The 24,525-nt window shown below is 58.4% G+C and carries 24 protein-coding genes; 21 read left to right on the forward strand and 3 right to left on the reverse strand.

Going from position 1 to position 24,525, the window contains the following annotated elements; all coding sequences use genetic code 11:
- The first annotated feature begins 226 nt into the window (after window positions 1–226).
- The 8 genes from DTA24_RS22130 to DTA24_RS22165 all read left to right on the forward strand — a co-directional run bounded on the left by DTA24_RS22130 (window position 227) and on the right by DTA24_RS22165 (window position 8,171).
- Window positions 227–805 carry a lipoprotein gene (locus tag DTA24_RS22130; protein WP_004204800.1) on the forward strand — a complete coding sequence of 193 codons (579 nt, stop codon included), beginning with the start codon at window positions 227–229 and terminating at the stop codon, window positions 803–805.
- A 43-nt stretch (window positions 806–848) separates the two neighbouring features.
- Complete coding sequence (gene ampG / locus DTA24_RS22135) at window positions 849–2,324, forward strand: muropeptide MFS transporter AmpG (RefSeq protein ID WP_012542689.1); 1,476 nt, start codon at window positions 849–851, stop codon at window positions 2,322–2,324.
- A 479-nt stretch (window positions 2,325–2,803) separates the two neighbouring features.
- Window positions 2,804–3,748: a cytochrome o ubiquinol oxidase subunit II gene (gene cyoA / locus DTA24_RS22140; RefSeq protein ID WP_008805398.1), complete on the forward strand. Its 945-nt coding sequence runs from the start codon at window positions 2,804–2,806 to the stop codon at window positions 3,746–3,748.
- A 19-nt stretch (window positions 3,749–3,767) separates the two neighbouring features.
- Window positions 3,768–5,759 carry a cytochrome o ubiquinol oxidase subunit I gene (gene cyoB / locus DTA24_RS22145; protein WP_012542690.1) on the forward strand — a complete coding sequence of 664 codons (1,992 nt, stop codon included), beginning with the start codon at window positions 3,768–3,770 and terminating at the stop codon, window positions 5,757–5,759.
- Entirely contained in the window at window positions 5,749–6,360 is a 612-nt protein-coding gene (locus DTA24_RS22150) for a cytochrome o ubiquinol oxidase subunit III (protein ID WP_002891635.1), read from the forward strand. Before cyoB ends, DTA24_RS22150 begins: the two co-directional genes overlap by 11 nt.
- Window positions 6,360–6,689 carry a cytochrome o ubiquinol oxidase subunit IV gene (locus tag DTA24_RS22155; RefSeq protein ID WP_002891634.1) on the forward strand — a complete coding sequence of 110 codons (330 nt, stop codon included), beginning with the start codon at window positions 6,360–6,362 and terminating at the stop codon, window positions 6,687–6,689. Before DTA24_RS22150 ends, DTA24_RS22155 begins: the two co-directional genes overlap by 1 nt.
- 11 nt (window positions 6,690–6,700) lie before the next feature.
- Complete coding sequence (gene cyoE / locus DTA24_RS22160; protein ID WP_002891629.1) at window positions 6,701–7,588, forward strand: heme o synthase; 888 nt, start codon at window positions 6,701–6,703, stop codon at window positions 7,586–7,588.
- A gap of 250 nt (window positions 7,589–7,838) precedes the next feature.
- Window positions 7,839–8,171 (forward strand): hypothetical protein, encoded by a 333-nt coding sequence (locus DTA24_RS22165; RefSeq protein WP_004177255.1) that lies wholly within the window; start codon window positions 7,839–7,841, stop codon window positions 8,169–8,171.
- A 36-nt stretch (window positions 8,172–8,207) separates the two neighbouring features.
- Here DTA24_RS22165 and DTA24_RS22170 read toward each other — a convergent pair whose 3' ends face one another.
- On the reverse strand, window positions 8,208–8,966 hold the full coding sequence (locus DTA24_RS22170; protein WP_004177256.1) for an IclR family transcriptional regulator C-terminal domain-containing protein: 759 nt from the start codon (window positions 8,964–8,966) through the stop codon (window positions 8,208–8,210).
- A 152-nt stretch (window positions 8,967–9,118) separates the two neighbouring features.
- Here DTA24_RS22170 and DTA24_RS22175 point away from each other — a divergent pair, with 152 nt between their 5' ends.
- The 8 genes from DTA24_RS22175 to DTA24_RS22210 all read left to right on the forward strand — a co-directional run bounded on the left by DTA24_RS22175 (window position 9,119) and on the right by DTA24_RS22210 (window position 18,934).
- Window positions 9,119–9,940, forward strand: coding sequence for a shikimate dehydrogenase family protein (locus DTA24_RS22175; RefSeq protein ID WP_012542692.1), 822 nt, complete (start codon window positions 9,119–9,121; stop codon window positions 9,938–9,940).
- Window positions 9,937–11,613 carry an FAD-dependent oxidoreductase gene (locus tag DTA24_RS22180; protein WP_023322143.1) on the forward strand — a complete coding sequence of 559 codons (1,677 nt, stop codon included), beginning with the start codon at window positions 9,937–9,939 and terminating at the stop codon, window positions 11,611–11,613. The genes DTA24_RS22175 and DTA24_RS22180 overlap by 4 nt, the downstream gene beginning before the upstream one ends.
- Before the next feature lie 13 nt (window positions 11,614–11,626).
- Complete coding sequence (locus tag DTA24_RS22185) at window positions 11,627–11,947, forward strand: NIPSNAP family protein (RefSeq protein ID WP_004204812.1); 321 nt, start codon at window positions 11,627–11,629, stop codon at window positions 11,945–11,947.
- 10 nt (window positions 11,948–11,957) lie between these two features.
- A complete protein-coding gene (locus DTA24_RS22190) occupies window positions 11,958–13,649 on the forward strand; it encodes an FAD-dependent oxidoreductase (RefSeq protein WP_123837065.1) in 1,692 nt (563 codons plus the stop codon).
- Between the two features lie 59 nt (window positions 13,650–13,708).
- Window positions 13,709–14,527 carry a sugar phosphate isomerase/epimerase family protein gene (locus tag DTA24_RS22195; RefSeq protein ID WP_023339649.1) on the forward strand — a complete coding sequence of 273 codons (819 nt, stop codon included), beginning with the start codon at window positions 13,709–13,711 and terminating at the stop codon, window positions 14,525–14,527.
- Window positions 14,528–14,537: 10 nt separating this feature from the next.
- Window positions 14,538–15,902, forward strand: a complete 1,365-nt coding sequence (locus DTA24_RS22200) for an MFS transporter (protein ID WP_072123470.1) — start codon at window positions 14,538–14,540, stop codon at window positions 15,900–15,902.
- Window positions 15,903–16,231: 329 nt separating this feature from the next.
- A complete protein-coding gene (locus DTA24_RS22205; protein ID WP_008805388.1) occupies window positions 16,232–17,410 on the forward strand; it encodes a Gfo/Idh/MocA family protein in 1,179 nt (392 codons plus the stop codon).
- A 159-nt stretch (window positions 17,411–17,569) separates the two neighbouring features.
- The gene (locus DTA24_RS22210) at window positions 17,570–18,934 is read left to right on the forward strand and encodes an MFS transporter (RefSeq protein WP_110195999.1); all 1,365 of its coding nucleotides are present in this window, start codon (window positions 17,570–17,572) and stop codon (window positions 18,932–18,934) included.
- 42 nt (window positions 18,935–18,976) lie between these two features.
- On the opposite strand, the gene DTA24_RS22215 is transcribed toward DTA24_RS22210, so the two are convergent.
- On the reverse strand, window positions 18,977–19,468 hold the full coding sequence (locus DTA24_RS22215; RefSeq protein WP_002891465.1) for a YajQ family cyclic di-GMP-binding protein: 492 nt from the start codon (window positions 19,466–19,468) through the stop codon (window positions 18,977–18,979).
- Window positions 19,469–19,685: 217 nt separating this feature from the next.
- On the opposite strand from DTA24_RS22215, the gene panE reads away from it, so the two are divergent.
- Genes panE through DTA24_RS22230 form a run of 3 tightly spaced genes read left to right on the forward strand, consistent with a single transcriptional unit; the run spans window position 19,686 to window position 21,680 of the window.
- Window positions 19,686–20,597, forward strand: a complete 912-nt coding sequence (panE, locus tag DTA24_RS22220; RefSeq protein WP_008805385.1) for a 2-dehydropantoate 2-reductase — start codon at window positions 19,686–19,688, stop codon at window positions 20,595–20,597.
- A complete protein-coding gene (gene yajL, locus DTA24_RS22225; RefSeq protein ID WP_008805384.1) occupies window positions 20,560–21,153 on the forward strand; it encodes a protein deglycase YajL in 594 nt (197 codons plus the stop codon). Before panE ends, yajL begins: the two co-directional genes overlap by 38 nt.
- Window positions 21,154–21,203: 50 nt before the next feature.
- Window positions 21,204–21,680, forward strand: coding sequence for an SRPBCC family protein (locus DTA24_RS22230; RefSeq protein ID WP_008805383.1), 477 nt, complete (start codon window positions 21,204–21,206; stop codon window positions 21,678–21,680).
- Window positions 21,681–21,749: 69 nt separating this feature from the next.
- Here DTA24_RS22230 and thiI read toward each other — a convergent pair whose 3' ends face one another.
- Window positions 21,750–23,198 (reverse strand): tRNA uracil 4-sulfurtransferase ThiI, encoded by a 1,449-nt coding sequence (gene thiI / locus DTA24_RS22235; RefSeq protein WP_008805382.1) that lies wholly within the window; start codon window positions 23,196–23,198, stop codon window positions 21,750–21,752.
- Between the two features lie 181 nt (window positions 23,199–23,379).
- Here thiI and xseB point away from each other — a divergent pair, with 181 nt between their 5' ends.
- Window positions 23,380–23,622 (forward strand): exodeoxyribonuclease VII small subunit, encoded by a 243-nt coding sequence (gene xseB, locus DTA24_RS22240; RefSeq protein ID WP_002891398.1) that lies wholly within the window; start codon window positions 23,380–23,382, stop codon window positions 23,620–23,622.
- Between the two features lies 1 nt (window position 23,623).
- On the forward strand, window positions 23,624–24,523 hold the full coding sequence (gene ispA, locus DTA24_RS22245; RefSeq protein WP_008805381.1) for a (2E,6E)-farnesyl diphosphate synthase: 900 nt from the start codon (window positions 23,624–23,626) through the stop codon (window positions 24,521–24,523).
- Window positions 24,524–24,525: the final 2 nt, after the last annotated feature.

Here is a 24,525-nt window from a genome sequence, read left to right on the forward strand (position 1 = left end):
GAAAACAACAAAAAATTAGCATTGTTCTGATATTTTCATTCAAAAGTATCACGTTTACTGGCTCTGGTCGCCAGATCCGCCGGGGAAAGAGCGATTAACCATGGCGGGACGCTCAGAAAACCGCCAGGGCGATGGATTTACACGCGTTGCCACTTCCCCTTGCCGTTGGCAATGCTATGATGGCGGTAATTTTCCTTATAACAACACCATGCGTTGAGACCTGAACATGCTTAAGAAGATCCTTTTCCCGTTGGTCGCCATGTTTATGCTGGCAGGATGCGCCACGCCGCCGACCACCATTGAAGTATCGCCGAAAATCACGCTGCCGCAGCAGGATCCGAGCCTGATGGGCGTGACCGTCAGCATCAACGGCGCCGATCAGCGTCCGGACCAGGCGCTGGCGAAAGTCACGCGCGACAATCAGCAGGTCACCCTCACCGCCTCGCGCGATCTGCGCTTCCTGCTGCAGGAAGTGCTGGAGAAACAGATGACCGCTCGCGGCTACATGATTGGCCCGAACGGTGCGGTCGATCTGCAGATTATTGTCAATAAACTCTACGCTGACGTCTCCCAGGGCAACGTGCGCTACAACATCGCCACGAAAGCCGATATCGCCATCATCGCCACCGCGGCAAACGGCACGAAGATGACCAAAAACTACCGCGCCAGCTATTCCGTTGAAGGCGCCTTCCAGGCCTCGAACAAGAACATCGCTGATGCCGTCAACAGCGTCCTGACCGATACCATCGCCGATATGGCGCAGGACACCAGCATCCACGATTTCATCAAGCAAAACGCGCGTTAATGCCACCACGAACCCGGCCGCGGCCGGGTTCGTGCTTTATGCTATGTCCAGTCACTACTTACGCATTTTTCAACAGCCGAAATCAGCGATTTTGCTGATCCTTGGTTTCGCCTCAGGCCTGCCGCTGGCTCTCACCTCCGGTACCCTGCAGGCCTGGATGACAGTGGAAAATATCGATCTGAAAACGATCGGTTTTTTCTCACTCGTCGGCCAGGCCTATGTCTTTAAATTTCTCTGGTCCCCGCTAATGGACCGCTATACGCCGCCGTTTCTTGGGCGTCGTCGCGGTTGGCTGCTGACTACCCAGGTCCTGCTCCTGCTGGCTATCGCGGCGATGGGCTTTCTTGAGCCTGTCTCCCAGCTCCGCTGGATGGCGGCGCTGGCGGTGGTGATCGCCTTCTGCTCGGCGTCACAGGATATTGTGTTCGACGCCTGGAAAACCGACGTTCTGCCAGCGGAAGAGCGCGGCGCTGGCGCCGCGATCAGCGTGCTGGGTTATCGCCTCGGGATGCTGGTATCCGGGGGGCTGGCACTGTGGCTTGCCGACCGCTATCTCGGCTGGCAGGGGATGTACTGGCTGATGGCGGCGCTGCTGGTGCCGTGCATCATCGCCACACTGCTGGCGCCCGAGCCGAGCGACGTTATCCCGGTTCCCAGATCGCTGGAGCAGGCGGTCGCCGAACCGCTGCGCGATTTTTTCGGTCGCAATAACGCCTGGCTGATTCTGCTGCTCATCGTCCTTTATAAGCTGGGCGATGCGTTTGCCATGAGCCTGACCACCACCTTCCTCATCCGCGGCGTCGGTTTTGACGCCGGCGAAGTGGGGATGGTGAACAAAACCTTAGGCCTGTTTGCCACCATTCTCGGCGCCCTGTACGGCGGGGTCCTGATGCAGCGGCTGACGCTGTTTCGGGCGCTGCTGATCTTCGGTGTGCTGCAGGGGGTCTCCAACGCTGGCTACTGGCTGCTGTCGATTACCGATAAGCACCTCTATTCCATGGCAACCGCCGTGTTCTTTGAAAACCTGTGCGGGGGAATGGGGACGGCGGCGTTTGTCGCGCTGCTGATGACGCTGTGCAATAAATCCTTTTCCGCTACCCAGTTCGCGCTGCTCTCTGCGCTGTCCGCGGTCGGCCGCGTGTACGTTGGGCCGATCGCCGGCTGGTTTGTCGAGGCCCACGGCTGGTCGACGTTCTATCTCTTCTCGGTCGTTGCGGCGGTACCGGGGATCGCGCTGCTGCTACTGTGCCGGCAAACGCTTGAGCATACCCAACGCACAGCAAGCTTTATGCCGCGAAGCGAATACCCGCAAGCCTATGCGTTGGCGTTAAGGATCCTGGCGCTGGGCTGCCTGCTGCTGGCGGTATGGCTGGTACTGCTGATCATGAACGCCCTGGATTACACCGCCTTCTCTTTCCTGTCCGGTCTGCTGGAGGTTGCGGCGCTGACTGCGGTGGGCGGTATTTTGTTCGGCGGTCTGCTCGACTACCTGGCGCTGCGTAAAACTCGCCTGATTTAAGGAAGCTGCATCATTATTAGCCGTTGTAATTACGAAACGTAATTATAACGGCTTATTAACGCTTTTATATTGCCCGCCGCGCTATTTGTTGTTTTGTGCGTTTTTGATTTCTGGAAATTATTGACAGTTTTCATTCGATTCTTTAAATAATTTAACCGATTCAGCTACGGCGATTTTATTTTAGGTTTTCACAATGTCTTTTATTTGATAATTAAATGTTAAACAATTGTTCTAATTTTTGGGTGGTTATGCCCATTCGCCGCTAAGCACTCCTTTTCTTATCCCTTTCGTTATCAATCCCACGAAAATCAGGCTTTGCAAGCGATTACGTAACACTACGTAACATATGTGACAAACCAAGCAGAAGCCGCTAACACAGAACTGACAGAGATCCAATCATGTTTACAGTAATGCAACCTTACCGTAAAATGCCCGTACACTTTAAACGCCACCAGATCCCGTGGAATTGAGGTCGTTCAATGAGACTCAGGAAATACAATAAAAGTTTGGGATGGATGTCATTAATCGCAAGTACTGTATTACTCAGTGGTTGTGATTCTGCACTCCTTGACCCAAAAGGACAGATTGGACTGGAGCAACGCTCTTTGATTCTGACGGCCTTCGGCCTGATGATGATTGTCGTTATTCCCGCCGTCTTGATGGCAGTAGGATTTGCCTGGAAGTATCGCGCGAGCAATAAAGATGCGAAGTATAGCCCGAACTGGTCACACTCCAACAAAGTGGAAGCTGTGGTCTGGACGGTACCTATTCTGATCATCCTGTTCCTGGCCGTTCTGACCTGGAAAACCACTCACGCACTGGAGCCAAGCAAACCGCTTGCCCACGACGAGAAACCAATCACCATCGAAGTCGTTTCGATGGACTGGAAATGGTTCTTTATCTATCCGGAACAGGGTATTGCTACCGTTAACGAAATCGCCTTCCCGGCGAACGTACCGGTACACTTCAAAGTGACCTCTAACTCGGTGATGAACTCGTTCTTCATTCCGCGCTTAGGTAGCCAGATTTACGCAATGGCCGGGATGCAGACTCAACTGCACCTCATTGCTGACGAAGCTGGTACTTATGACGGTATCTCCGCTAGCTACAGTGGCCCGGGCTTCTCAGGTATGAAGTTCAAAGCGATTGCTACTCCGGATCGTGCAACCTTCGATCAGTGGGTTGAAAAAGCCAAACAGTCGCCGAACTCCATGGACTCCATGGCCGCGTTCGATAAAGTGGCTGTGCCTAGCGAATACAACAAAGTGGAATACTTCTCTAACGTGAAGCCGGATCTGTTCAAAGATGTTGTGAACAAATTCATGTCTCACGAGAGCATGAACATGTCCAAACCTGAAGGCGAGCACGCTGCTCACGACGGGATGGAAGGCATGGACATGAGCCACGCGGAAACCGCTCACTAAGGGGCCGAGGAAGAAAACGATGTTCGGAAAACTTACACTGGATGCAGTGCCCTACCACGAACCCATTATCGTGGTTACGGTGGCTGCGATTATCATTGGGGGACTGGCGCTTCTGGCTGCCATCACTTACTTCGGTAAGTGGTCCTACCTGTGGAACGAGTGGCTGACTTCTGTCGACCACAAACGTCTCGGTATCATGTACGTTATCGTGGCAATCGTCATGCTGCTGCGTGGCTTTGCTGATGCCGTTATGATGCGTAGCCAGCAGGTGCTGGCCTCGGCCGGGGAAGCAGGCTTCCTGCCGCCTCATCACTACGATCAGATCTTTACCGCCCACGGCGTTATCATGATCTTCTTCGTGGCGATGCCGTTCGTTATCGGTCTGATGAACCTGGTGGTTCCGCTTCAGCTCGGCGCGCGCGACGTGGCCTTCCCGTTCCTCAACAACCTGAGCTTCTGGTTCACCGTTGTGGGCGTGATTCTGGTTAACCTGTCTCTGGGCGTCGGTGAGTTCGCGCAGACCGGTTGGCTGGCCTATCCGCCGCTGTCGGGAATTGAATACAGTCCTGGCGTAGGGGTCGATTACTGGATTTGGGCGCTGCAGCTCTCCGGTATCGGTACTACCCTGACCGGTATTAACTTCTTCGTGACCATTATCAAGATGCGCGCCCCGGGCATGACCATGTTCAAGATGCCGGTATTCTCCTGGGCATCTCTGTGCGCTAACATCCTGATTATCGCCTCTTTCCCAATTCTGACCGTCACCATCGCGCTGCTGACCCTGGATCGTTACCTGGGCACCCATTTCTTTACCAACGATATGGGTGGCAACATGATGATGTACATCAACCTGATTTGGGCCTGGGGTCACCCGGAAGTGTACATCCTGGTTCTGCCGGTGTTCGGGGTCTTCTCCGAAATCGCCGCGACCTTCTCGCGTAAGCGTCTGTTCGGTTACACCTCTCTGGTGTGGGCAACCGTCTGTATTACCGTTCTGTCGTTCATCGTTTGGCTGCACCACTTCTTCACCATGGGTGCTGGCGCGAACGTAAACGCCTTCTTCGGTATTACTACCATGATTATCGCGATCCCGACCGGGGTTAAGATCTTCAACTGGCTGTTCACCATGTATCAGGGTCGCATCGTCTTCAACTCAGCGATGATGTGGACTATCGGCTTTATCGTGACCTTCTCCGTCGGTGGGATGACTGGCGTGCTGCTGGCGGTACCGGGCGCGGACTTCGTTCTGCATAACAGCCTGTTCCTGATCGCGCACTTCCATAACGTTATCATCGGCGGCGTAGTATTCGGTTGCTTCGCAGGTCTGACCTACTGGTGGCCGAAAGCCTTTGGCTTCACCCTGAACGAAACCTGGGGCAAACGCGCTTTCTGGTTCTGGATCATCGGCTTCTTCGTGGCGTTTATGCCGCTGTACGTGCTGGGCTTCATGGGTATGACCCGTCGTCTGAGCCAGCAGATCGATCCGCAGTTCCACCCGATGCTGGTTGTTGCAGCTTGCGGTGCAGCGCTGATCGCCTGCGGTATCCTGTGCCAGCTGATTCAGTTCTACGTGTCTATTCGCGACCGCGATCAGAACCGTGACCTGACCGGTGACCCATGGGGTGGTCGTACGCTGGAGTGGGCAACCTCTTCTCCACCGCCGTTCTATAACTTCGCTATCGTTCCTCAGGTTCACGAGCGTGATGCCTTCTGGGAAATGAAAGAGAAAGGTGAAGCGTACAAACAGCCTGCTCACTATGAAGAAATTCATATGCCGAAAAACAGCGGCGCCGGCATCGTCATTGCCGCCTTCGCTACGGTATTTGGTTTCGCCATGATCTGGCATATCTGGTGGATGGCGATTGCCAGCTTCATCGGCATCGTAGCGACCTGGATTATTAAGAGCTTTGACGAGGACGTGGATTACTACGTACCGGTTGCAGAAGTCGAAAAACTGGAAAAACAGCATTTCGATGAGATTAACAAAGCAGGGCTGAAAAATGGCAACTGATACTCTTGCGCATACTGCCCACGCGCATGAACACGGGCACCATGATACAGGACCGATGAAGGTATTCGGTTTCTGGATCTACCTGATGAGCGACTGCATCATCTTCGCTACGCTGTTTGCTACCTATGCCGTTCTGGTGAACGGCACAGCCGGCGGACCGACGGGCAAAGATATTTTCGAACTGCCGTTCGTTCTGGTTGAAACCGCACTGCTGCTGTTCAGCTCCATCACCTACGGCATGGCGGCTATCGCCATGTACAAAAACAACAAGAGCCAGGTGGTTTCCTGGCTGGCGTTGACCTGGTTGTTTGGCGCTGGCTTTATCGGGATGGAAATCTATGAATTCCATCACCTGATCATGGAAGGCTTCGGTCCGGATCGTAGCGGTTTCCTGTCGGCGTTCTTCGCGCTGGTCGGCACCCACGGTCTGCACGTGACCTCTGGCCTTATCTGGATGGCGGTGCTGATGTTCCAGGTTTCACGTCGTGGCCTGACTAGCACTAACCGCACGCGTATCCTGTGCCTGAGCCTGTTCTGGCACTTCCTGGACGTCGTGTGGATCTGCGTGTTCTCGGTTGTCTATCTGATGGGGGCGATGTAATGAGTCATTCTACCGATCATAGCGGCGCTTCTCACGGCAGCGTGAAGAGCTACATGACAGGATTTATCCTGTCCATCATCCTGACGGTCATTCCGTTCGCCATGGTGATGAGTGGCTCCGCCTCGCATGCGGTTATCCTTGGCACCATTCTGGTGACCGCTGTGGTGCAGATCGTGGTACACCTCGTGTACTTCCTGCATATGAACAGCAAGTCCGATGAAGGCTGGAACCTGACCGCATTTATCTTCACCGTAATCATCATTGCGATCGTGGTTGTCGGCTCCATCTGGATTATGTGGAACCTGAACTACAACATGATGATGCACTAAGAGCGGCGAGTATGTTTAAGCAATACCTGCAAGTAACGAAACCAGGCATTATTTTTGGCAACCTGATCTCCGTGATCGGCGGTTTCCTGTTGGCCTCCAAAGGCCACATCGACTATCCGCTGTTCGTCTGGACGCTCCTTGGAGTATCCCTGGTGGTCGCCTCGGGTTGTGTATTCAACAACTACATCGACCGGGACATCGATCGTAAGATGGAACGGACGAAAAACCGGGTGCTGGTCAAAGGGCTGATCTCGCCAGAAGCTTCGCTGGTGTACGCCACCTTGCTGGGTATTGCTGGCTTCATGCTGCTGTGGTTCGGCGCAAATCCGCTGGCCTGCTGGCTGGGGGTGATGGGGTTCGTGGTTTATGTCGGCGTCTACAGCCTGTACATGAAACGCCACTCCGTCTATGGCACGCTGATTGGCTCACTCTCCGGCGCCGCGCCGCCGGTGATTGGCTACTGCGCGGTCACCGGTGATTTCGACAGCGGTGCGGCGATCCTGCTGGCTATCTTTAGCCTGTGGCAGATGCCTCACTCCTACGCCATCGCGATTTTCCGCTTTAAGGATTATCAGGCTGCGAACATTCCGGTGCTGCCGGTGGTGAAAGGCATTTCGGTCGCCAAAAACCATATTACGCTGTACATCGTTGCCTTTGCCGTGGCGACCCTGATGCTCTCGCTGGGCGGCTACGCCGGGTATAAATACCTGGTCGTGGCGGCAGCGGTCAGCGTCTGGTGGCTGGGCATGGCGCTGCGTGGCTATAAAGTGGCCGATGATAAAGTCTGGGCGCGTAAGCTGTTCGTCTTTTCCATCGTCGCCATCACCGCGCTGTCCGTGATGATGTCCGTTGACTTTATGGTGCCGGATTCACATAGCCTGCTGGCTTACGTGAGATAATCTCCCACTCCAGTGCGATATAAAGCCCCGTTTTTACGGGGCTTTTTCTTTTCTGCTTCCTCACCGCTTTCTTTCTCATTTCATACTCCCCTCCCCTCTTCCGGCCGTTTACGCTGCTCTCCTGCCAAAAAATGAGGAAAAAATGAGCTAATACACAGCGGACCTGACTCGCGCTGTGCACGACAGCAGTGCTACCTTTTGCACCGGGTTTACCCACCCATTTGGAAAATCATTACTACAAGGAATTGCAATGAAAGAGTTAACACTAAACGAAATGGAGTACATCTCCGGTGGCTTTAACCTGTTCGGCGCGGCCAGCGGCTTCGCCAGCTTTGTTGCCAACTCGGGCGTCGGCTTCACCTCTTTTGTTCTCACCTCCGGCAGCGCGTTTGCCTCCTTCGTCGGCGACAGCGCGATGGCGTTTGGTTCCTTCCTGACCGGGCAGTCAAACTGGGAAACCTTTGTGACCACTGGTAGCGAAAACTGGGGAAACTTTGTCCTCACCGCTGGCAAAAACTGGAACATCTTCGTAGATAACGCCGCCAGCAACTGGAACAGCTTCCTGAACAACGCGTCGGCGTAAGCAACATCTTTGAGGGCAGCGCATCTGCTGCCCTGTTTAGCTCACCAGCATCGCCTGCGCGCTGTAGAGCAGATCGAGATGGTCGTGACATAACGCTTCCAGCGATGTGCGCGATTGATGGCTGGTCAGACTCAGCGCGCCCCACCAGGTTCCTTCCCTGTCAGTTAACGGCACCGCCAGCACCAGCATGCCAATCTCAAACTCCTGTTCAATGGTGGCATAACCCTGGCGCCGCACCTGGGCGATTTTCTCCATCAGCAACGCGACGTCGGTCACCGTATAGGGCGTGCGTTGTTCCCGGGTAATACGCTGCAGAACCGCCTCGCACTCAGCTTCCGGCAGCGAAGCCAGCCATAACCGTCCCCCGGCGGTACAGAAGATGGGCACCCGCTCCCCAAGCCGAACCGACGTGGAGTTAAACGGCGTATGCCGGCTGCGGGCGATATAGACCAGCTCATCTTCATCCACCACCCCTACCGAGGCGTGCTCCTCGGTCCGGCTGGCGATGTATTCGACAATTGGCCGCACCATGCGGGGAAACTGCGCCGAATCGACGTAGGCCTGACCAAGCCGCAGCGTCTTCGGGGTAAGCCAGTAATAACGCCCATCGGTTTGCAGATAGCGCTCATGCAGCAGCGTCAACAGAAAACGCCGCGCGGCGCTTTGCGTCAGGCCGCTCATTTTCGCCGCCTGGGCGACGGTGAGTTTTGGGCAGGTTTTGGAAAAAAGCTGGATTAACGCCAGCCCTTTTTGTAAACCGACGATCAGATCGCGTGGATGAATGGTGTTTTGCATATTCGCTCACATTTTTGCAACATCATTATCGATTTCCTGCGATTATCGCAGCGATCGTGCGATTAACAACCGACATGTCCGAATTCTGCGTTGTCGCTCCCAGCTTCCACTGAAATACTTTCACAACATTCATTTAACAAATGAGGTTTGAAATGGTCAGTGGAACTACCCAGGTTGTCGCCGTGATTGGTCATCCGATCGCCCAGGTCAAATCACCGGATAACTTCAACCGCTACTTTGCTGAACAGCACATGGACAGCGTCATGATCCCGGTGGATATCGCCCCGGACGCGGTAGTCGACTACCTCAACGCTCTGCGTGGCTGGCAGAACATGACCGGCGTGCTGGTGACGGTGCCGCATAAGCAGCGCGCCGCCGCGCTGGTCGACGAGCTCACCCCCCGCGCCCGCCGACTCAACGCCATCAATGTGATCCGCAAATTGGCGGATGGCCGTTTGCAGGGCGATATGCTGGACGGCGTCGGCTTTCAGCTCGCCGCCGAGGCGCAGGGTTTTCAGCCGGCAGGTAAGCAGGCGCTGCTCTCCGGCTGCGGCGGCGTCGGCAGCGCCATCGCCTGGGGACTGTGCGAGGCGGGGATCCGTCAGCTGGCCCTGCACGATCAAAACCCGACCACCCGGCAACGCCTGCATGACCTTCTGGCTGAGGCCTTCCCGGCGGTACAACTGAGCGCGCTGCCGGACACCCTTCACGGCGTCGATCTATTGGTTAATGGCTCGCCGGCCGGCATGGCCGGATTTGATGAGCTGCCCCTGCCGCAGGCGCTGCTGGATACGCTCGACAGCGCCACCCACGTGGCTGATGTTGTCACCGCCCCGGTGATGACGCCGTTGCTCACTTTCGCCGCCGCCCGCGGCTGCCGGGTGCAGACCGGGCCGGAAATGGCGCTGGCGCAGATGACGCTGATGGGCCAGTTTATCGGCGCCATCCCGCCAGCGCAGGGAGCGGCAGCATGAAGAGCTGGGATGTGATCGTCATCGGCAGCGGCGCCGCTGGCTTTGCCGCCGCGGTCACCGCCAGCTGCAAAGGGCTGTCGGTGCTGATGTTGGAGAAAGCCGGCCAGTTCGGCGGCACCTCGGCTATCTCCGGTGGCGCCGTGTGGCTGCACGATACCGATCAGGCGCGTGCGGCGGGTAAAAGCGGCAGCGCCGAGGCGATGAAAACCTACCTGCGGACCATTATCGGCGAGAGCCAGTACCGTGAAGATCTCGCCGAAGCGTTTGTTAGCGCCGGGCGTGAGGCGCTGGCCTTTCTCGAGCGCGAGGGGGCGGTGAAATATAGCCTGCGCCCGCTCTCCCCTGATTACTATCCGGATGAACCCGGCGCGGTCGACGTCGGTCGTGCGCTGGAGGTGGTGGAGTATGACGGTCGTGAACTGGGGGACGCGTTTCGCGACCTGCGTTCACCGCCGCCGGGGATGTTGCTGTTTGGCGGGATGATGGTCAACCGCGTCGACATTCAACATTTTCTCGACATGCGGCGCTCGCTACGCTCCCTGGCCCATTGCACCCGGCTGCTGCTGCGCTACGCCCGCGACCGGGTGAAGTACCCTCGCGGCACCCGCCTGGCGATGGGCAATGCGCTGATTGCCCGCATGGCGACAACGGCGCTGCGTAAAGGCATGAACCTGCGGCTGAATGTCAATGTTCTGGCGCTGTGCGAAGCGCAAGGCGCGGTCCACGGGGTGGAGATTGAGTATCAGGGGCAAAGAGAGACGCTGCACGCCCGCCGCGGGGTGGTGCTGGCCGCAGGCGGCTTTGCCGCGGGCGCGCTGGCGGCGCGCTATCGGCCACACACCCGCGAACACTTCACCATGTCGCCGCCGGCCAACGATGGCGCCGCGCTGCATCTCGCGGCGGCGCTTAACGCTCGCGAGGGAGCCGATCAGGCCTCCAACTTTTTCTGGGCGCCAGTATCGGTGCTGACCCGGGCCGACGGCAGCGAGGAGCGCTTCCCCCATCTGGTAACCGACCGGGCCAAACCGGGCGTGATTGCCGTCAATCAGCGGGCGGTACGCTTCGTCAACGAGTCTAACTCCTATCACCATTTCGCCAGCGCGATGCAGCGCGCTACGGAAAATGCCCCCTGCTTTTTACTCTGCGACGCCCAGGCGATGAAGCGTTACGGCCTCGGGCTGGCACGCCCGGCGCCGGTCAATAATGACGCCCTGATCGCCGCCGGCTATCTGTACAAAGCCGACACCCTGGAGACGCTGGCGCAACAGCTTGGTCTGGATGCCCAAACGCTGAGCGAGACGGTTGCCCGCTACAACCGCGACGCCGCGCAGGGCGTGGATCGGGAATTTGCTAAAGGCGGCAACAGCTATAACCGGGCGATGGGCGATCCGGGTCATCAGCCTGACGCCTGTAACGCCCCCCTGCTCAGCGCGCCGTTCTATGCCATCAAACTCTATACCGGCGATCTGGGAACGTCGCGGGGCCTGGTCACCACCGCCGATGCACAGGTCGTCAACGTGGAAGGAAAACCCATCGCGGGGCTGTACGCGGTGGGAAATGACATGGATTCGCTGATGGCCGGCACCTACCCGGGTCCCGGCATCACCCTCGGCCCGGGGCTGACGTTTGGCTACCTCGCCGCCTGCCATCTGGCACAACACTCCCCCCACTAATCAGGAAAACATCATGATCTACGAAAAACGCACGTACACCATCAATCCGTTGAAAATGGCCGACTGGCTGGCGCTGTACCAAAGCGATGCCCTGGCGGTGCAGACCGACCATCTCGGCAAACTGATCGGTTTCTTTTTTACCGAGATCGGCGTGGTCAATCAGGTGGTGCACATCTGGGCTTATGAAAGCCTGGACGATCGCCTGGTGCGCCGCGCGCGAATGGCGCAGGACGAACGCTGGCAGACCTTTTCGCGGAAAAATCGCGAACTGGCCGCCGTTGAACGCCTGGAGTCGGTGCTGATGCGCCCCACCGCTTTTTCACCATTGCAGTAAGGAGTCCATCATGAGCAGGCCTGTGAAGGTGGATGTGCTGGTGGTCGGCTCCGGCGCGGCGGGACTCTCTGCCGCGGTCACCGCGGCCATGCACGGCGCCAGCGTCATGGTGGCGGAGAAAGCGTCAGTACTCGGCGGGACCAGCGCCTGGTCCGGCGGCTGGCTGTGGATCCCCCGCAACCCGCTGGCGCGGGCGGAGGGCATCGACGAAGCGGCCGACGCGCCGCTGACCTATCTGCAGCATGAGATGGGGGGCGAAGTCGCTGACGTTCGCCTGCAGACCTTCCTGCGCCATGGGCCGGAGATGGTGGATTTTTTTCATCACAGGACGGCGGTGCAGTTTCTCTCGGGCAGTACCATGCCGGACTTTCACGCGTCGCCGGGTGCGGCGAGCGGTGGGCGGTCGGTCACCGCTCAGCCCTACGATGGCCGTCAGCTCGGTGACTGGCTCCACCGACTGCGTCCGCCGCTGGAGACCATCAGCCTTGCCGGGATGGGCATCGCCGGCGGCGCGGATATGGCGCATTTTTTCAATGCCACCCGCTCGCCGCGCTCCGCGCTGTATGCCGTCCGCCGCCTGCTGCGCCACGGCTGGCAGCGGCTGCGCGCCGGACGAGGGCAGCATCTGGTCAATGGCAATGCGCTGCTCGCCCGTCTGCTGCGATCCGCCCTCGACGCCGGAGTGCGTTTTCAGCTCAATGCCCCGGTGGTCCGGCTGCTGCAGGGTCCGCAGGGCGTGTCCGGCGCGGTGCTGCGCAGCGACGGTGGGGAGATTCACGTCGAAGCAGGGGCCGTGGTGCTGGCCTGCGGCGGTTTTCCCCACGATCGGCAGCGGCTGGCGCAGGTAGTGCCCCACGCGGCGGAGGGTTACGGCCATTTTTCCGCCGCACCACCGGACAATCAGGGCGAGGGGATCAGGCTTGGCGAATCCGTCGGCGGCCAGTTCGACACCCGCCTGCGCCACCCGCTGGCCTGGGCGCCGGTGTCCCGCGTCACCCTGGCCAGCGGCCAGCAGCTGATGTTTCCCCACCTGGTGGAACGCGCCAAGCCCGGGGTGATCGCTGTCCTGCCCAACGGCAAACGCTTTGTTAACGAGGCAGACTCTTATCATGACTTTATCGCCGCCCTGCTGGCGGCCACCCCCGCGGGCGACACGCCGCAGGCCTGGCTGCTGGCCGATCGTCGCGCGCTGCGTCGCTACGGTCTGGGTCATGCCAGACCGTTCCCGTTCACCCCCACCGCCTGGCTGCGTACCGGTTACCTGCTACGGGGAAACACGCTGGGGGAGCTGGCGAAGCAGTGCGCCATCGACGCTTATTCGCTGGCGGAAACCGTTGAACGCTTTAACCACTTCGCCAGCACTGGCGAAGACGTCGATTTTCACCGCGGGGCATCAGCCTATAACCGCGCCCAGGGTGACCATCAGGTGACGCTCGGACCGCTGCGCGAAGGGCCGTTCTACGCGGTGCGCATTCTGCCCGGCTCGCTGGGCACCTTCAGCGGATTGCAAACCGACGAACACGCCCGGGTGCTGGATGGACAGCAGCAGCCGATACCGGGCCTGTTTGCCATCGGCAACGACATGTCGAGCGTGATGCGCGGCTATTACCCCAGCGGAGGGATAACCCTCGGACCCGCCATGACCTTCGGCTATCTGGTGGGCAAAAATCTGGCGGGAAATACAATAAAAACAAAGCAATAAACGACCAGGGACGGCAATACCCATAACTATCCTCACCTGCAACTGTACCGGAGCCCTTTATGAACATGCGTACCCTATCGCTCGCCGCGCTGACCCTGCTCGATGTCCCTCCCCCCGAACAGGTGCGGATAGCGGCCAGAACCGGTTTTACCCACGTTGGTCTGCGGCTGCTCCCCGCCACACCGGCCGACCCGGACTACGACATGCTGGGCGATACCCCCGCCGTCCGCGCGACGCTGTCTGCGCTGATGGAAACCGGCATCCGCGTCTCAGACGTAGAGATCGTCCGCCTGACCCCCGGGTTTACGCTCGACGATCGGCTGCAGCGGTTTATGGAGACTGCGGCGCGTCTTGGCGCCGGACAGGTGCTGGTCGCCGGCAATGACGACAACCTTCAGCGCAGCGCCGACAACCTGGCTATCCTCGCCGCGGCCGGTCGCCCCTATGGGCTGACCATGAACCTTGAGCCGATGCCCTGGACCCAACTGCGTACTATCGCCGATGCGCAGGCGATGATCGCCGCCAGCGGGTGGGAGGATATCGGCATCCTGGTGGACGCCCTTCATTTCTGGCGCGCGGGAGAATCGCTCGCCGTCCTCTCCAGCCTGCCCGCGCATCATCTCAACTATATGCAGCTCTGCGATGGCGCGGCGCAGAGGCCGGAGAGCGAACAGGAACTCATCCGCCAGGCCCGCTCGGCGCGCAACGTGCCAGGGGAAGGCGGTCTGGATCTGCACGGTCTGATGTCGGCCCTGCCGGCAACGCTGCCGGTCTCCCTCGAAGTGCCGCTCGACGGCGAGCAGGGCGCCTTGCCGCCGCTCCAGCGGGCGCAATTACTGTTCAATGCCGCGCAGCCCTACCTGCGCTCCTGCGCATAAGGAATACGCTATGACACAGACTCAACGCCTGGATGTCAGAGAGTTAATAAACTGTAACCCGCTGAGCCGCTTTCAAAAGCAGATCATTTTTCTCGGTTTTTGCGTTATCGCTCTCGATGGTTTTGATATCGCGATCATGGGGTTTATCGCCCCGACGCTAAAGCTGGAATGGGGGGTAAGCAACCACCAGCTAGGCCTGGTGATCAGCGCCGCGCTGATCGGCCTCGCGCTGGGGGCGATTTTCTCTGGCCCGCTCGCCGACTGGCTGGGGCGCAAGAAAATCATTATCAATAGCGTCTTTTTCTTCGGCTTCTGGACCATCGCCACCGCCTTCTCGCACAACATTGAACAGATGATGTTTTTCCGCTTTATGACCGGCCTGGGGTTGGGCGCCGCGATGCCAAACATCGGGACGCTGGTGTCGGAGTACGCTCCGGAACGCCAGCGTTCATTTATTATTACCGTCATCTTTTGCGGCTTCACCTTCGGCGCGGCGGCAGGAGGATTCTCAGCATCGTGGCTGATCCCGCAGTTTGGCTGGCACTCGCTGATGGCGCTCGGCGGCATTCTGCCGCTGCTGTTTGCCCCCCTGCTTATCTGGCTGCTGCCGGAGTCGGTTCGTTTTCTGGTGATCAAACAAGCGCCCGCCGCACGCATTCGCGCCATTCTTAACCGTCTCTATCCCGGACAAATCAGCGACAACGTGACATTTACCCTGCCGGCGCAGCCGGCGGCCGGCAACGCGATGCGCATTGTGCTCTCCCGCCAGTACGGCTTCGGCTCACTGATGCTATGGCTGGTCTACTTTATGGGGCTGTTCCTGGTCTATATCCTCGGTAGCTGGCTGCCAACGCTGGTTAAAGCGGTGGGAATGACCGTTAGCCAGGCGGCCATCATGACAGCGATCTACCAGGCGGGCGGCACCCTCGGCTCGCTGTTTGCCGGCTGGCTGATGGACAGGATCAACCCTCATCGCGCGCTGGGGATGATCTACGCCGTTGGCGGCCTGTTCACCATGGCGATGGGCTACGCCGCGGGCAGCTTTGCCTTGCTCTGTATGCTGGCGTTTATCAGCGGCGCCTGTCTGAACGGCGCTAATACCGGTATGAACGCCCTCTCCGCCCGCTACTATCCTACGCAGGCGCGGGCGACGGGATCCAGCTGGATGCATGGCGTCGGGCGCATCGGCGCCATTCTCAGCGCCTTTGCCGGTGCCGAGATGATGGCGCTCAACCTGCCCTTTGAAAGCGTCTTTTTGATCCTCGGTATCCCGGCAGCCCTCACCGTCGCAGGTCTGGCGGCGAAAGGCATCTTTGCGGCCGGTAATCCTCCCGCCGCTTCACCTTCCCCCGCGTCTGTGCGCGGAGCGTCATAGCGGCATCGGCTCCCCGGTGCAATCTGCGGATTGCACCGGCTCAGCGGCTAAAAAGAAAATTTATTTCATATTTAGTCGGAACGAAAAACACCCGCAAGAATCTGCTCTGCTCCGGGAGGCGATAAGCCCTCGCTCATCTTTTCAACGCAGCCCAAAAGAAACTTTCGCTAATTCGATCCCCCTCGCATATATGGAAAATAAATTCCACAACACAATTGAAACAGAACAAACATTTCCTTAAGTTAAGGTGAGTCTATCCGGATGCGCGTTGCCGCAGGCGTCGGCATTGAGCGCCTCAGAGTGCGAATGATTTCAAAAAGGAGAGCACCATGTTAAACGGCCTGAAACCCTTATCCCGCTCCCTGCGTTGGGGCATGGTCGGCGGCGGGGGAACCAGTCAGATCGGCTACAGCCACCGCTGTGCGGCGCTGCGTGACAATGTTTATACCCTGCTGGCCGGCGCGCTTGACGTCGATGCCGAGCGCGGGCGCGCGTTCGGCGAGCAACTGGGCATCGCGCCGGAGCGCTGCTACGCCGACTACCAGACCCTGTTTCGTGAAGAGGCGCAGCGCCCTGACGGCATCGAGGTCGTCTCGGTCACCACCCCGAACAATACCCATTTCGCCATCACCAAAGCGGCGCTGGAAGCGGGCCTCCACGTCATCTGTGAAAAGCCCCTCTGCTTTAGCGCCGAAGAAGCACGCGAGCTGGTGGACCTGAGCAAAAAACAGAACAAAATCGTCGGCGTCACCTACGGCTATGCCGGCTATCAGATGATCCAGCAGGCGCGGCAGATGATTGCCGATGGACTGCTCGGCGAGATCCGCATCGTCAATATGCAGTTCGCCCACGGCTTTCATAACCAGGCCGTCGAGCTGCAGGCTGAATCCACCCGCTGGCGCGTGACGCCGAAGTTTGCCGGGCCCAGCTATGTGTTGGGCGATCTGGCCACCCATCCGCTGTTTGTCGCCGAAACCATGGCGCCGCAGCTCAATATCAAACGGCTGATGTGCTCCCGCCAGAGCTTTGTCCCCTCCCGCGCGCCGCTGGAAGATAACGCCTTTGTCCTGATGGAATATGACAACGGCGCGGTTGGCTCGATGTGGACCAGCGCGGTCAACAGCGGCGCCATGCACTCGCAAAAAGTGCGTATCGTCGGTGAAAAAGCGAGTATCGAATGGTGGGATGAGCATCCTAACCAGCTCAGCTATGAGGTGCAGGGCGAGCCGGCGCGGATTCTTGAGCGCGGGATGCCCTACCTGTCGCCGAACGCGCTGGCGGATGACCGCATCGGCGGCGGCCATCCGGAAGGGCTATTCGAAGCCTGGGCCAACCTCTATCGCCGCTATGCGCAGGCGATTGACGCCACGGACCGTGACGATCGCGCTTTCCTGCAAGACTTCTGGTATCCGGACGTTGAAGCCGGGCTGCACGGCGTCTATTGGGTCGAACAGTGCGTCAAATCGGCTGACGCTGGCAGCCAGTGGGTTGACTTTACTTTACCTTAATTTTTCCCCTCGCCAGTGGAGTCCCCCTCCACTGGTTTATTGATTTTTACCAACTTGTCTCATCGCGCAACAGCCCCGTAATATCTGTTAAACAAACATTTATTTACGCTTCTTACCCCCCGCCGCTACACTAGGCGCAGTTTTTATATTGAGGTGGTAATGAACGATAACAAAATGACGCCAGGGGAACTGCGCGCGACCTGGGGTTTGGGGACGGTATTCTCCCTGCGCATGCTTGGCATGTTTATGGTCCTGCCGGTTCTGACCACGTATGGCATGGCGTTGCAGGGCGCCAGTGAAGCGCTGATTGGCCTGGCGATCGGTATCTACGGCCTGGCGCAGGCGATTTTCCAAATCCCCTTCGGACTGTTATCTGACCGTATTGGCCGTAAGCCGCTGATCGTCGGCGGCCTGCTCATCTTTGTACTCGGCAGCGTCCTCGCCGCGCTCACCGACTCTATCTGGGGCATCATTCTTGGCCGCGCCCTGCAGGGCTCCGGCGCTATCGCCGCCGCGGTCATGGCTTTGCTATCCGATCTCACTCGCGAACAGAACCGCACCAAAGCGATGGCCTTTATCGGCGTCAGCTTTGGCGTCACCTTCGCCATCGCCATGGTGCTGGGGCCGATTGTCACCCACCAGTTGGGTCTGCACGCGCTGTTCTGGATGATCGCCATTCTGGCGACCATCGGCATCCTGCTCACCCTGTGGGTGGTGCCCAACAGCCATAACCACGTGCTCAACCGCGAATCCGGGATGGTGAAGGGCTGCTTTAGCAAAGTACTGGTGGAACCACGCCTGCTGAAGCTCAACTTTGGCATCATGTGCCTGCACATCATGCTGATGTCGACCTTTGTCGCGCTGCCCGGCCAACTGGAGGCTGCTGGCTTTCCGGCCGCCGAGCACTGGAAGATTTACCTGGTCACCATGGTTATCTCGTTCATCTCGGTGGTGCCGTTTATCATCTATGCCGAAGTGAAGCGCAAAATGAAGCGCGTCTTCCTGCTCTGCGTCGCCATCCTGCTGATTGCGGAAATTGTCCTCTGGGGCGCTGGAGGCTACTTCTGGGAGCTGGTGGCGGGCGTCCAGCTCTTCTTCCTGGCGTTTAACCTGCTGGAAGCGCTGCTGCCATCGTTAATTAGCAAGGAATCGCCGGCGGGCTATAAAGGCACCGCAATGGGCGTCTACTCCACCAGCCAGTTCCTCGGCGTGGCGATTGGCGGCGCGCTTGGCGGCTGGGTCGATGGTTTCTTTGATTCGCAAACCGTGTTCTTGCTGGGCGCCCTGCTGGCAATGCTGTGGCTGCTGGTGGCCAGTACCATGAGCGAGCCGCCGTACGTCAGCAGCCTGCGGGTGGAGGTGCCGGATGGCGTGGTGGTCGACAGCGCGCTACAGACGCGTCTGCTGAACGCCAACGGGGTTCATCAGGCGCTGGTGGTGCCTGAGGAGCGCTCGGTGTATATCAAAATCGACAGCAAGGTCACCAACCGCTTCGAGATCGAGCAGCTCATCAAAGGGGTATAAAAAAAGCGGGGAATTCCCCGCTTTTTGCTGTCTGCCGCCGCGTTAGTCGCGGAAGTTTTTGAACTGGAACGGCTGCCCCAGATCGCCGCCGCGCACCAGCGCCATCACCGACTGCAGATCGTCGCGGGACTTACCGGTCACGCGGATCTCTTCGCCCTGAATCTGCGCCTGCACTTTCAGCTTGCTGTCTTTGATCAGTTTGACGATCTTCTTCTGCACCGCGCTTTCAATGCCCTGCTTCAGCTTCGCTTCAACAAACCAGGTTTTACCGCTGTGCACGATATCTTCCGGCACGTCGAGGGAGGTACCTTCAATGCCGCGCTTAAGCAGCTTAGCGCGCAGGATATCCAGCAGCTGGTTCACCTGGAAGTCAGACTCACTCAGCACCTTAATGGTTTTGTTGGCGTCGTTTAATTCAAAAGTGGCTTCAACGCCACGAAAATCAAAACGCGACTCGACTTCGCGGCTCGCGTTGTCCACCGCGTTACGGGCTTCCTGAAGATCAACTTCAGAGACAATATCGAAAGATGGCATCTTTTCCTCTCCTTCCGTTTCTTTTGCGTTGCATAATACCTGCAACGCGGCATAACTCAACTTGTTATCCCGGAAGCTTAGCTGATTACGCAACGCTCGCGCTATTTCCCCGTGCTGCCCGACGACGCCGAATCCCCCTTTCCGTCCGACAATGCGAAAAGCGACGAGATAGACTTTAGCCATCAGCGCCTGGGGTAGCGGCAGATGAGGAGGAACAATGAAAGTAACCGTACTGGGATGCGGTGCACTGGGACAACTATGGCTGACCGCGTTGTGCAAACAGGGACATGAAGTCCAGGGCTGGCTACGCGTACCGCAGCCATTCTGTAGCGTCAATGTCATTGAAACCGACGGCTCGGTGTTCAACGAGTCACTGACGGCCAACGACCCCGATTTTCTCGCCAGCAGCGAGCTGCTGATCGTCACCTTAAAGGCCTGGCAGGTGTCGAATGCGGTGAAGCACCTGGCCGGGATCCTGCCGGTCACTACGCCAATTGTGCTGGTGCATAACGGCATGGGCACCGTCGAGGAGCTGCGCGGCGTGAAACAGCCTTTGCTGCTGGCCTCCACCACCCAGGCAGCGCGTCGCGACGGGAATGTGATCATCCACGTCGCCCAGGGCACCACCCATATCGGTCCGGCGAAAAGCTACGAGGAGGACTACAGCTATCTCGCGGAAGTCCTGCAAAGCGTACTGCCGGATGTCGCCTGGCACAACCATATCTACTCGGCCACCTGGCGCAAGCTGGCGGTAAACTGCGTCATTAATCCTCTGACCGCCCTCAAAGGATGTAAAAACGGCGATCTGCGCCACTATCCGCAGGAGGTTGCCGCCATTTGCCAGGAAGTGGCGGCGGTGATGGAGCGCGAAGGTATTCATACCTCGGCGGAAAACCTGCTATTTTATGTCGAACAGGTGATTGAAAGTACGGCAGAAAATATCTCATCCATGCTGCAGGACATCCGCGCCCAGCGGCACACGGAGATCGACTATATCACCGGTTTTCTGCTCAACCGCGCCCGCGCCCACGGCGTTGCCGTACCGGAAAACGCCCGCTTATTTGAATTGATCAAGCGTAAGGAGAATGAATATGAGCGCGTCGGCACTGATTTGCCTCGCCCCTGGTAGCGAAGAGACCGAAGCGGTCACCACTATCGATCTGCTGGTCCGCGGCGGAGTGAAGGTAACCACCGCCAGCGTCGCCAGCGACGGCGGCCTGACCATCGTCTGCTCGCGCGGCGTCAAACTGCTGGCGGATGCGCCGCTGGTCGAGGTGGCCGATGGTGATTTCGATATCATCGTCCTCCCTGGCGGCATCAAGGGCGCAGAGTGCTTCCGCGACAGCCCGCTGTTGGTGGAAACCGTCCGACAGTTCCACCTCTCAGGCCGCATTGTGGCCGCCATCTGCGCCGCCCCGGCGACCGTGCTGGTGCCCCATCAGCTGTTCCCGATCGGTAACATGACCGGTTTTCCGGCGCTGAAGGAACATATCCCCGCCGATCAGTGGCAGGATAAACGGGTGGTCTGGGATCCACGGGTGAATCTGTTAACCAGCCAGGGACCGGGGACATCGATTGATTTCGCCCTGAAAATGATTGACCTGTTGGTGGGTCGCGAGAAAGCGTATGAGGTCGCCTCGCAGCTGGTAATGGCCGCCGGCATCTATAATTACTACGAAGCCTGATAGCCGGTCCGCGCCGCGGACTGGCTCCCCTTTTCCTGAGGAGTCGTAGCATGTCCCGTAGCGCAACCGATTCTCGCGATCTTGTCATCAGCCGCCTGCTCAGCGCGCCAGCCTCTGCCCTGTGGCGCGCGTGGGCCGACCCGGCATTACTCAAAACCTGGTGGTGCCCGAAGCCCTGGTCTACTGAGGTGCTGGCCTTTGATTTTCGCTCTGGCGGGGCTTTTCATACCGTGATGCACGGCCCTGACGGTGAACGCAGCGATAATCCCGGCTGTTTTCTTGCGGTCATCCCGCAACAAAAAATCGTCATGACCTCGATGCTGACGGCGGATTATCGCCCTGCGGTTTCTCCCTTCGCCATGACGGCCATCATCACCTTTGCCGACGAAAAAGACGGATGTCGCTATACGGCCACGGTGCTGCATGCGGATGATGAAACTCGCGAGCAGCATGAGCAGATGGGATTTTTTGAGGGCTGGAATATCGTCATCGATCAGCTGAATGACCTGGCGATGACCCTGCGCTAATGCGCTGGCCCGGAGATGACAAAAGGCCTTCCATCGGGGAAGGCCTTTTTCAATATGGATGGCAACCCGTTACGGGCGATAAACTTTCACGTTGCTGAAGCCCTGCTCGCGCAGATAGAGCGCCTGCAGACGGCTCATCACCCCGCGCTCGCACCACAGCAGCCAGGTTTTGCTCTGATCAAGATCGCCAAATTTGGTGCTCAGCTTGTAGAACGGCAGCGAAACGACCTCAACGCCCTCGACCTTCAGCGGCTTGTCTTCCTGCTCGTCAATGGAGCGGATGTCGAGGATCGCGTCGTTAGCGCCAAAGCCGGTCACGGTTTCCACTTCAACCACGGCGGCTTCCGTCTGCTGGGCAATATCGCGAATGTCGATATTGCTCGCCTCTTCCACCACTTTATCGAGGATGCTGAAATCGAAGTGTTCTTCTTCCGCTTCAATCTTCGCCTTCACCGCCTTCACGGTCGGGCTCTTCGAGATCACGCCGCAGTATTCCGGCATGGTGCGGGCGAAATCTTCCGTGCCGATCTCACGCGCCAGGTCGATGATGTGCTCTTTATCGTGCGAAATCAGCGGACGCAGGATCAGAGTATCGGAAACGTTGTCGATCAGGCGCAGGTTAGTGAGGGTCTGACTGGAAACCTGGCCCAGCGCTTCGCCGGTGACCAGCGCCTGCACGCCGTAGCGTTCCGCGACTTTTGACGCGGCGCGGACCATCATGCGCTTGAGCACGACACCCATCTGACCATCGTCCACTTTTTCAAGGATTTCACCGACCACGGGCTCAAAGTTAATCGCCACAAAGCGAACGCGGTGCGAGCTGCCGAAGCGGTTCCACAGGTAATGCGCGACCTGGCGAACGCCAATCTCATGGGCGGCGCCGCCAAGGTTAAAGAAGCAGTAGTGCACGCGGCAGCCGCGGCGCATCAGCATATAGCTGGAAACGCCGGAGTCAAAGCCGCCGGAGATCAGCGACAGCACATCTTCCTGGGTGCCGATCGGGAAGCCGCCGATGCCTTCATAGCGGCCTTTCACCAGCAGCAGGCGATCGTTTTCAATCTCGAGATTGACGGTGACGTCCGGGTCGGTCAGCTTCACGCGCGCCGTTTCAATATGCTGATTCAGACCGCCGCCGACGTAGCGTTCCACCTCAATTGAGGTGAATTCATGTTTGCCGCGACGCTTCACACGCACGCAGAAGGTCTTGCCTTCCAGCGCCTCGCGCCACAGCGGCAGCGTCTTTTCAAAAATATCGTGCAGCGAGGTGAACGGTACGTCTTCGACTTCCAGAATATGGTGGATGCCGGGGATACGGGTCAGCGCATCGCGAATAGCCGGGCGCTGATTTTCATCTTTCGCGCGAACTTCGATATGATCCCAATGACGGACGACGGCCAGCGTCTCGTCATAGTTTTTGAGAACGTTACGAATGTTCCCGGTTAAGATTTTAATGAAGCGCAACCGCACAGATTGGCTTTTGATGGTGATTTCCGGGAACAATTTAATGATAAACTTCATGGCGACAATAGTTCGTTGGCAAGCCCGACGGGGCTATAAGCAAAAGTTGTAAAGCAGCGCACACCGGTGCCTGCATCCTGGGCGCGGAGTATATCACCATTGCGCGTTATTTGCTTACACGCGTGACTTCGTTACCATACCCGGTATTGCCGTCGCGACATAACAAGAGTCTACATTCACTATGCCAAAGAAAAATGAGGCCCCGGCCAGCTTTGAAACTGCTCTGGGCGAACTGGAGCAGATCGTTAACCGTCTGGAAAGCGGCGATTTGCCGTTAGAGGAAGCGCTAAGCGAATTTGAGCGCGGCGTACAGCTGGCGCGCCAGGGGCAAAGTCAGCTGCAGAAGGCCGAACAGCGCGTGCAGATCCTGCTGGCGGATAGTGAAGATTCCCCGACCACGCCTTTTACGCCGGACGCTGAATAAAATGGATTTCCCGCAACAATTGCAGGCCTGTGTGGAACAGGCTAATGGGGCATTGCGCCGTTTTATCGCGCCGCAGCCCTTTCAGAACACTCCGCTGGTGGAAGCGATGCATTATGGCGCACTCTTAGGCGGTAAACGCCTGCGCCCCTTCCTTGTCTATGCCACCGGCGCGATGTTCGGCGTCAGCCGCACCACGCTCGATGCCCCCGCCGCGGCGGTCGAATGTATTCATGCTTATTCCCTGATGCATGATGATTTGCCGGCGATGGATGATGACGATCTGCGTCGCGGACTGCCGACCTGTCATATTAAATTTGGCGAAGCCAACGCAATTCTTGCGGGAGATGCCCTGCAAACGCTGGCGTTCTCTATACTGAGTGATGCGCCGATGGCCGACGTCTCTGATCGGGACCGGCTGGCGATGGTCTCCGAACTGGCGCAGGCCAGCGGCGTGGCGGGTATGTGCGGCGGCCAGGCGCTGGATCTGGAGGCGGAAGGACAGCAGGTGGATCTGCAGGCGCTGGAGCGTATCCATCGCCACAAAACGGGGGCGTTGATCCGCGCCGCCGTCCGGATGGGGGCGCTGAGCGCCGGCGAACGCGGCCGCGCTGCCCTGCCCGCGCTGGATCGCTATGCGGAAAATATCGGTCTTGCCTTCCAGGTCCAGGATGACATTCTCGACGTGGTAGGGGATACTGCGACCCTTGGCAAACGTCAGGGTGCCGACCAGCAATTGGGTAAAAGCACCTATCCCGCCCTCCTGGGTCTTGAGCAAGCCCGGAAGAAAGCGCACGACCTGATCGCTGATGCCCGCCGGTCGTTAGATGAGCTGGCCGCACAATCTCTGGATACTTCGGCACTGGAAGCGCTCGCGAATTACATTATTCAGCGCGATAAATAAAC

The organism is Klebsiella sp. P1CD1, assembly GCF_003790505.1.
Classification (GTDB): Bacteria; Pseudomonadota; Gammaproteobacteria; order Enterobacterales; family Enterobacteriaceae; genus Klebsiella; species Klebsiella variicola.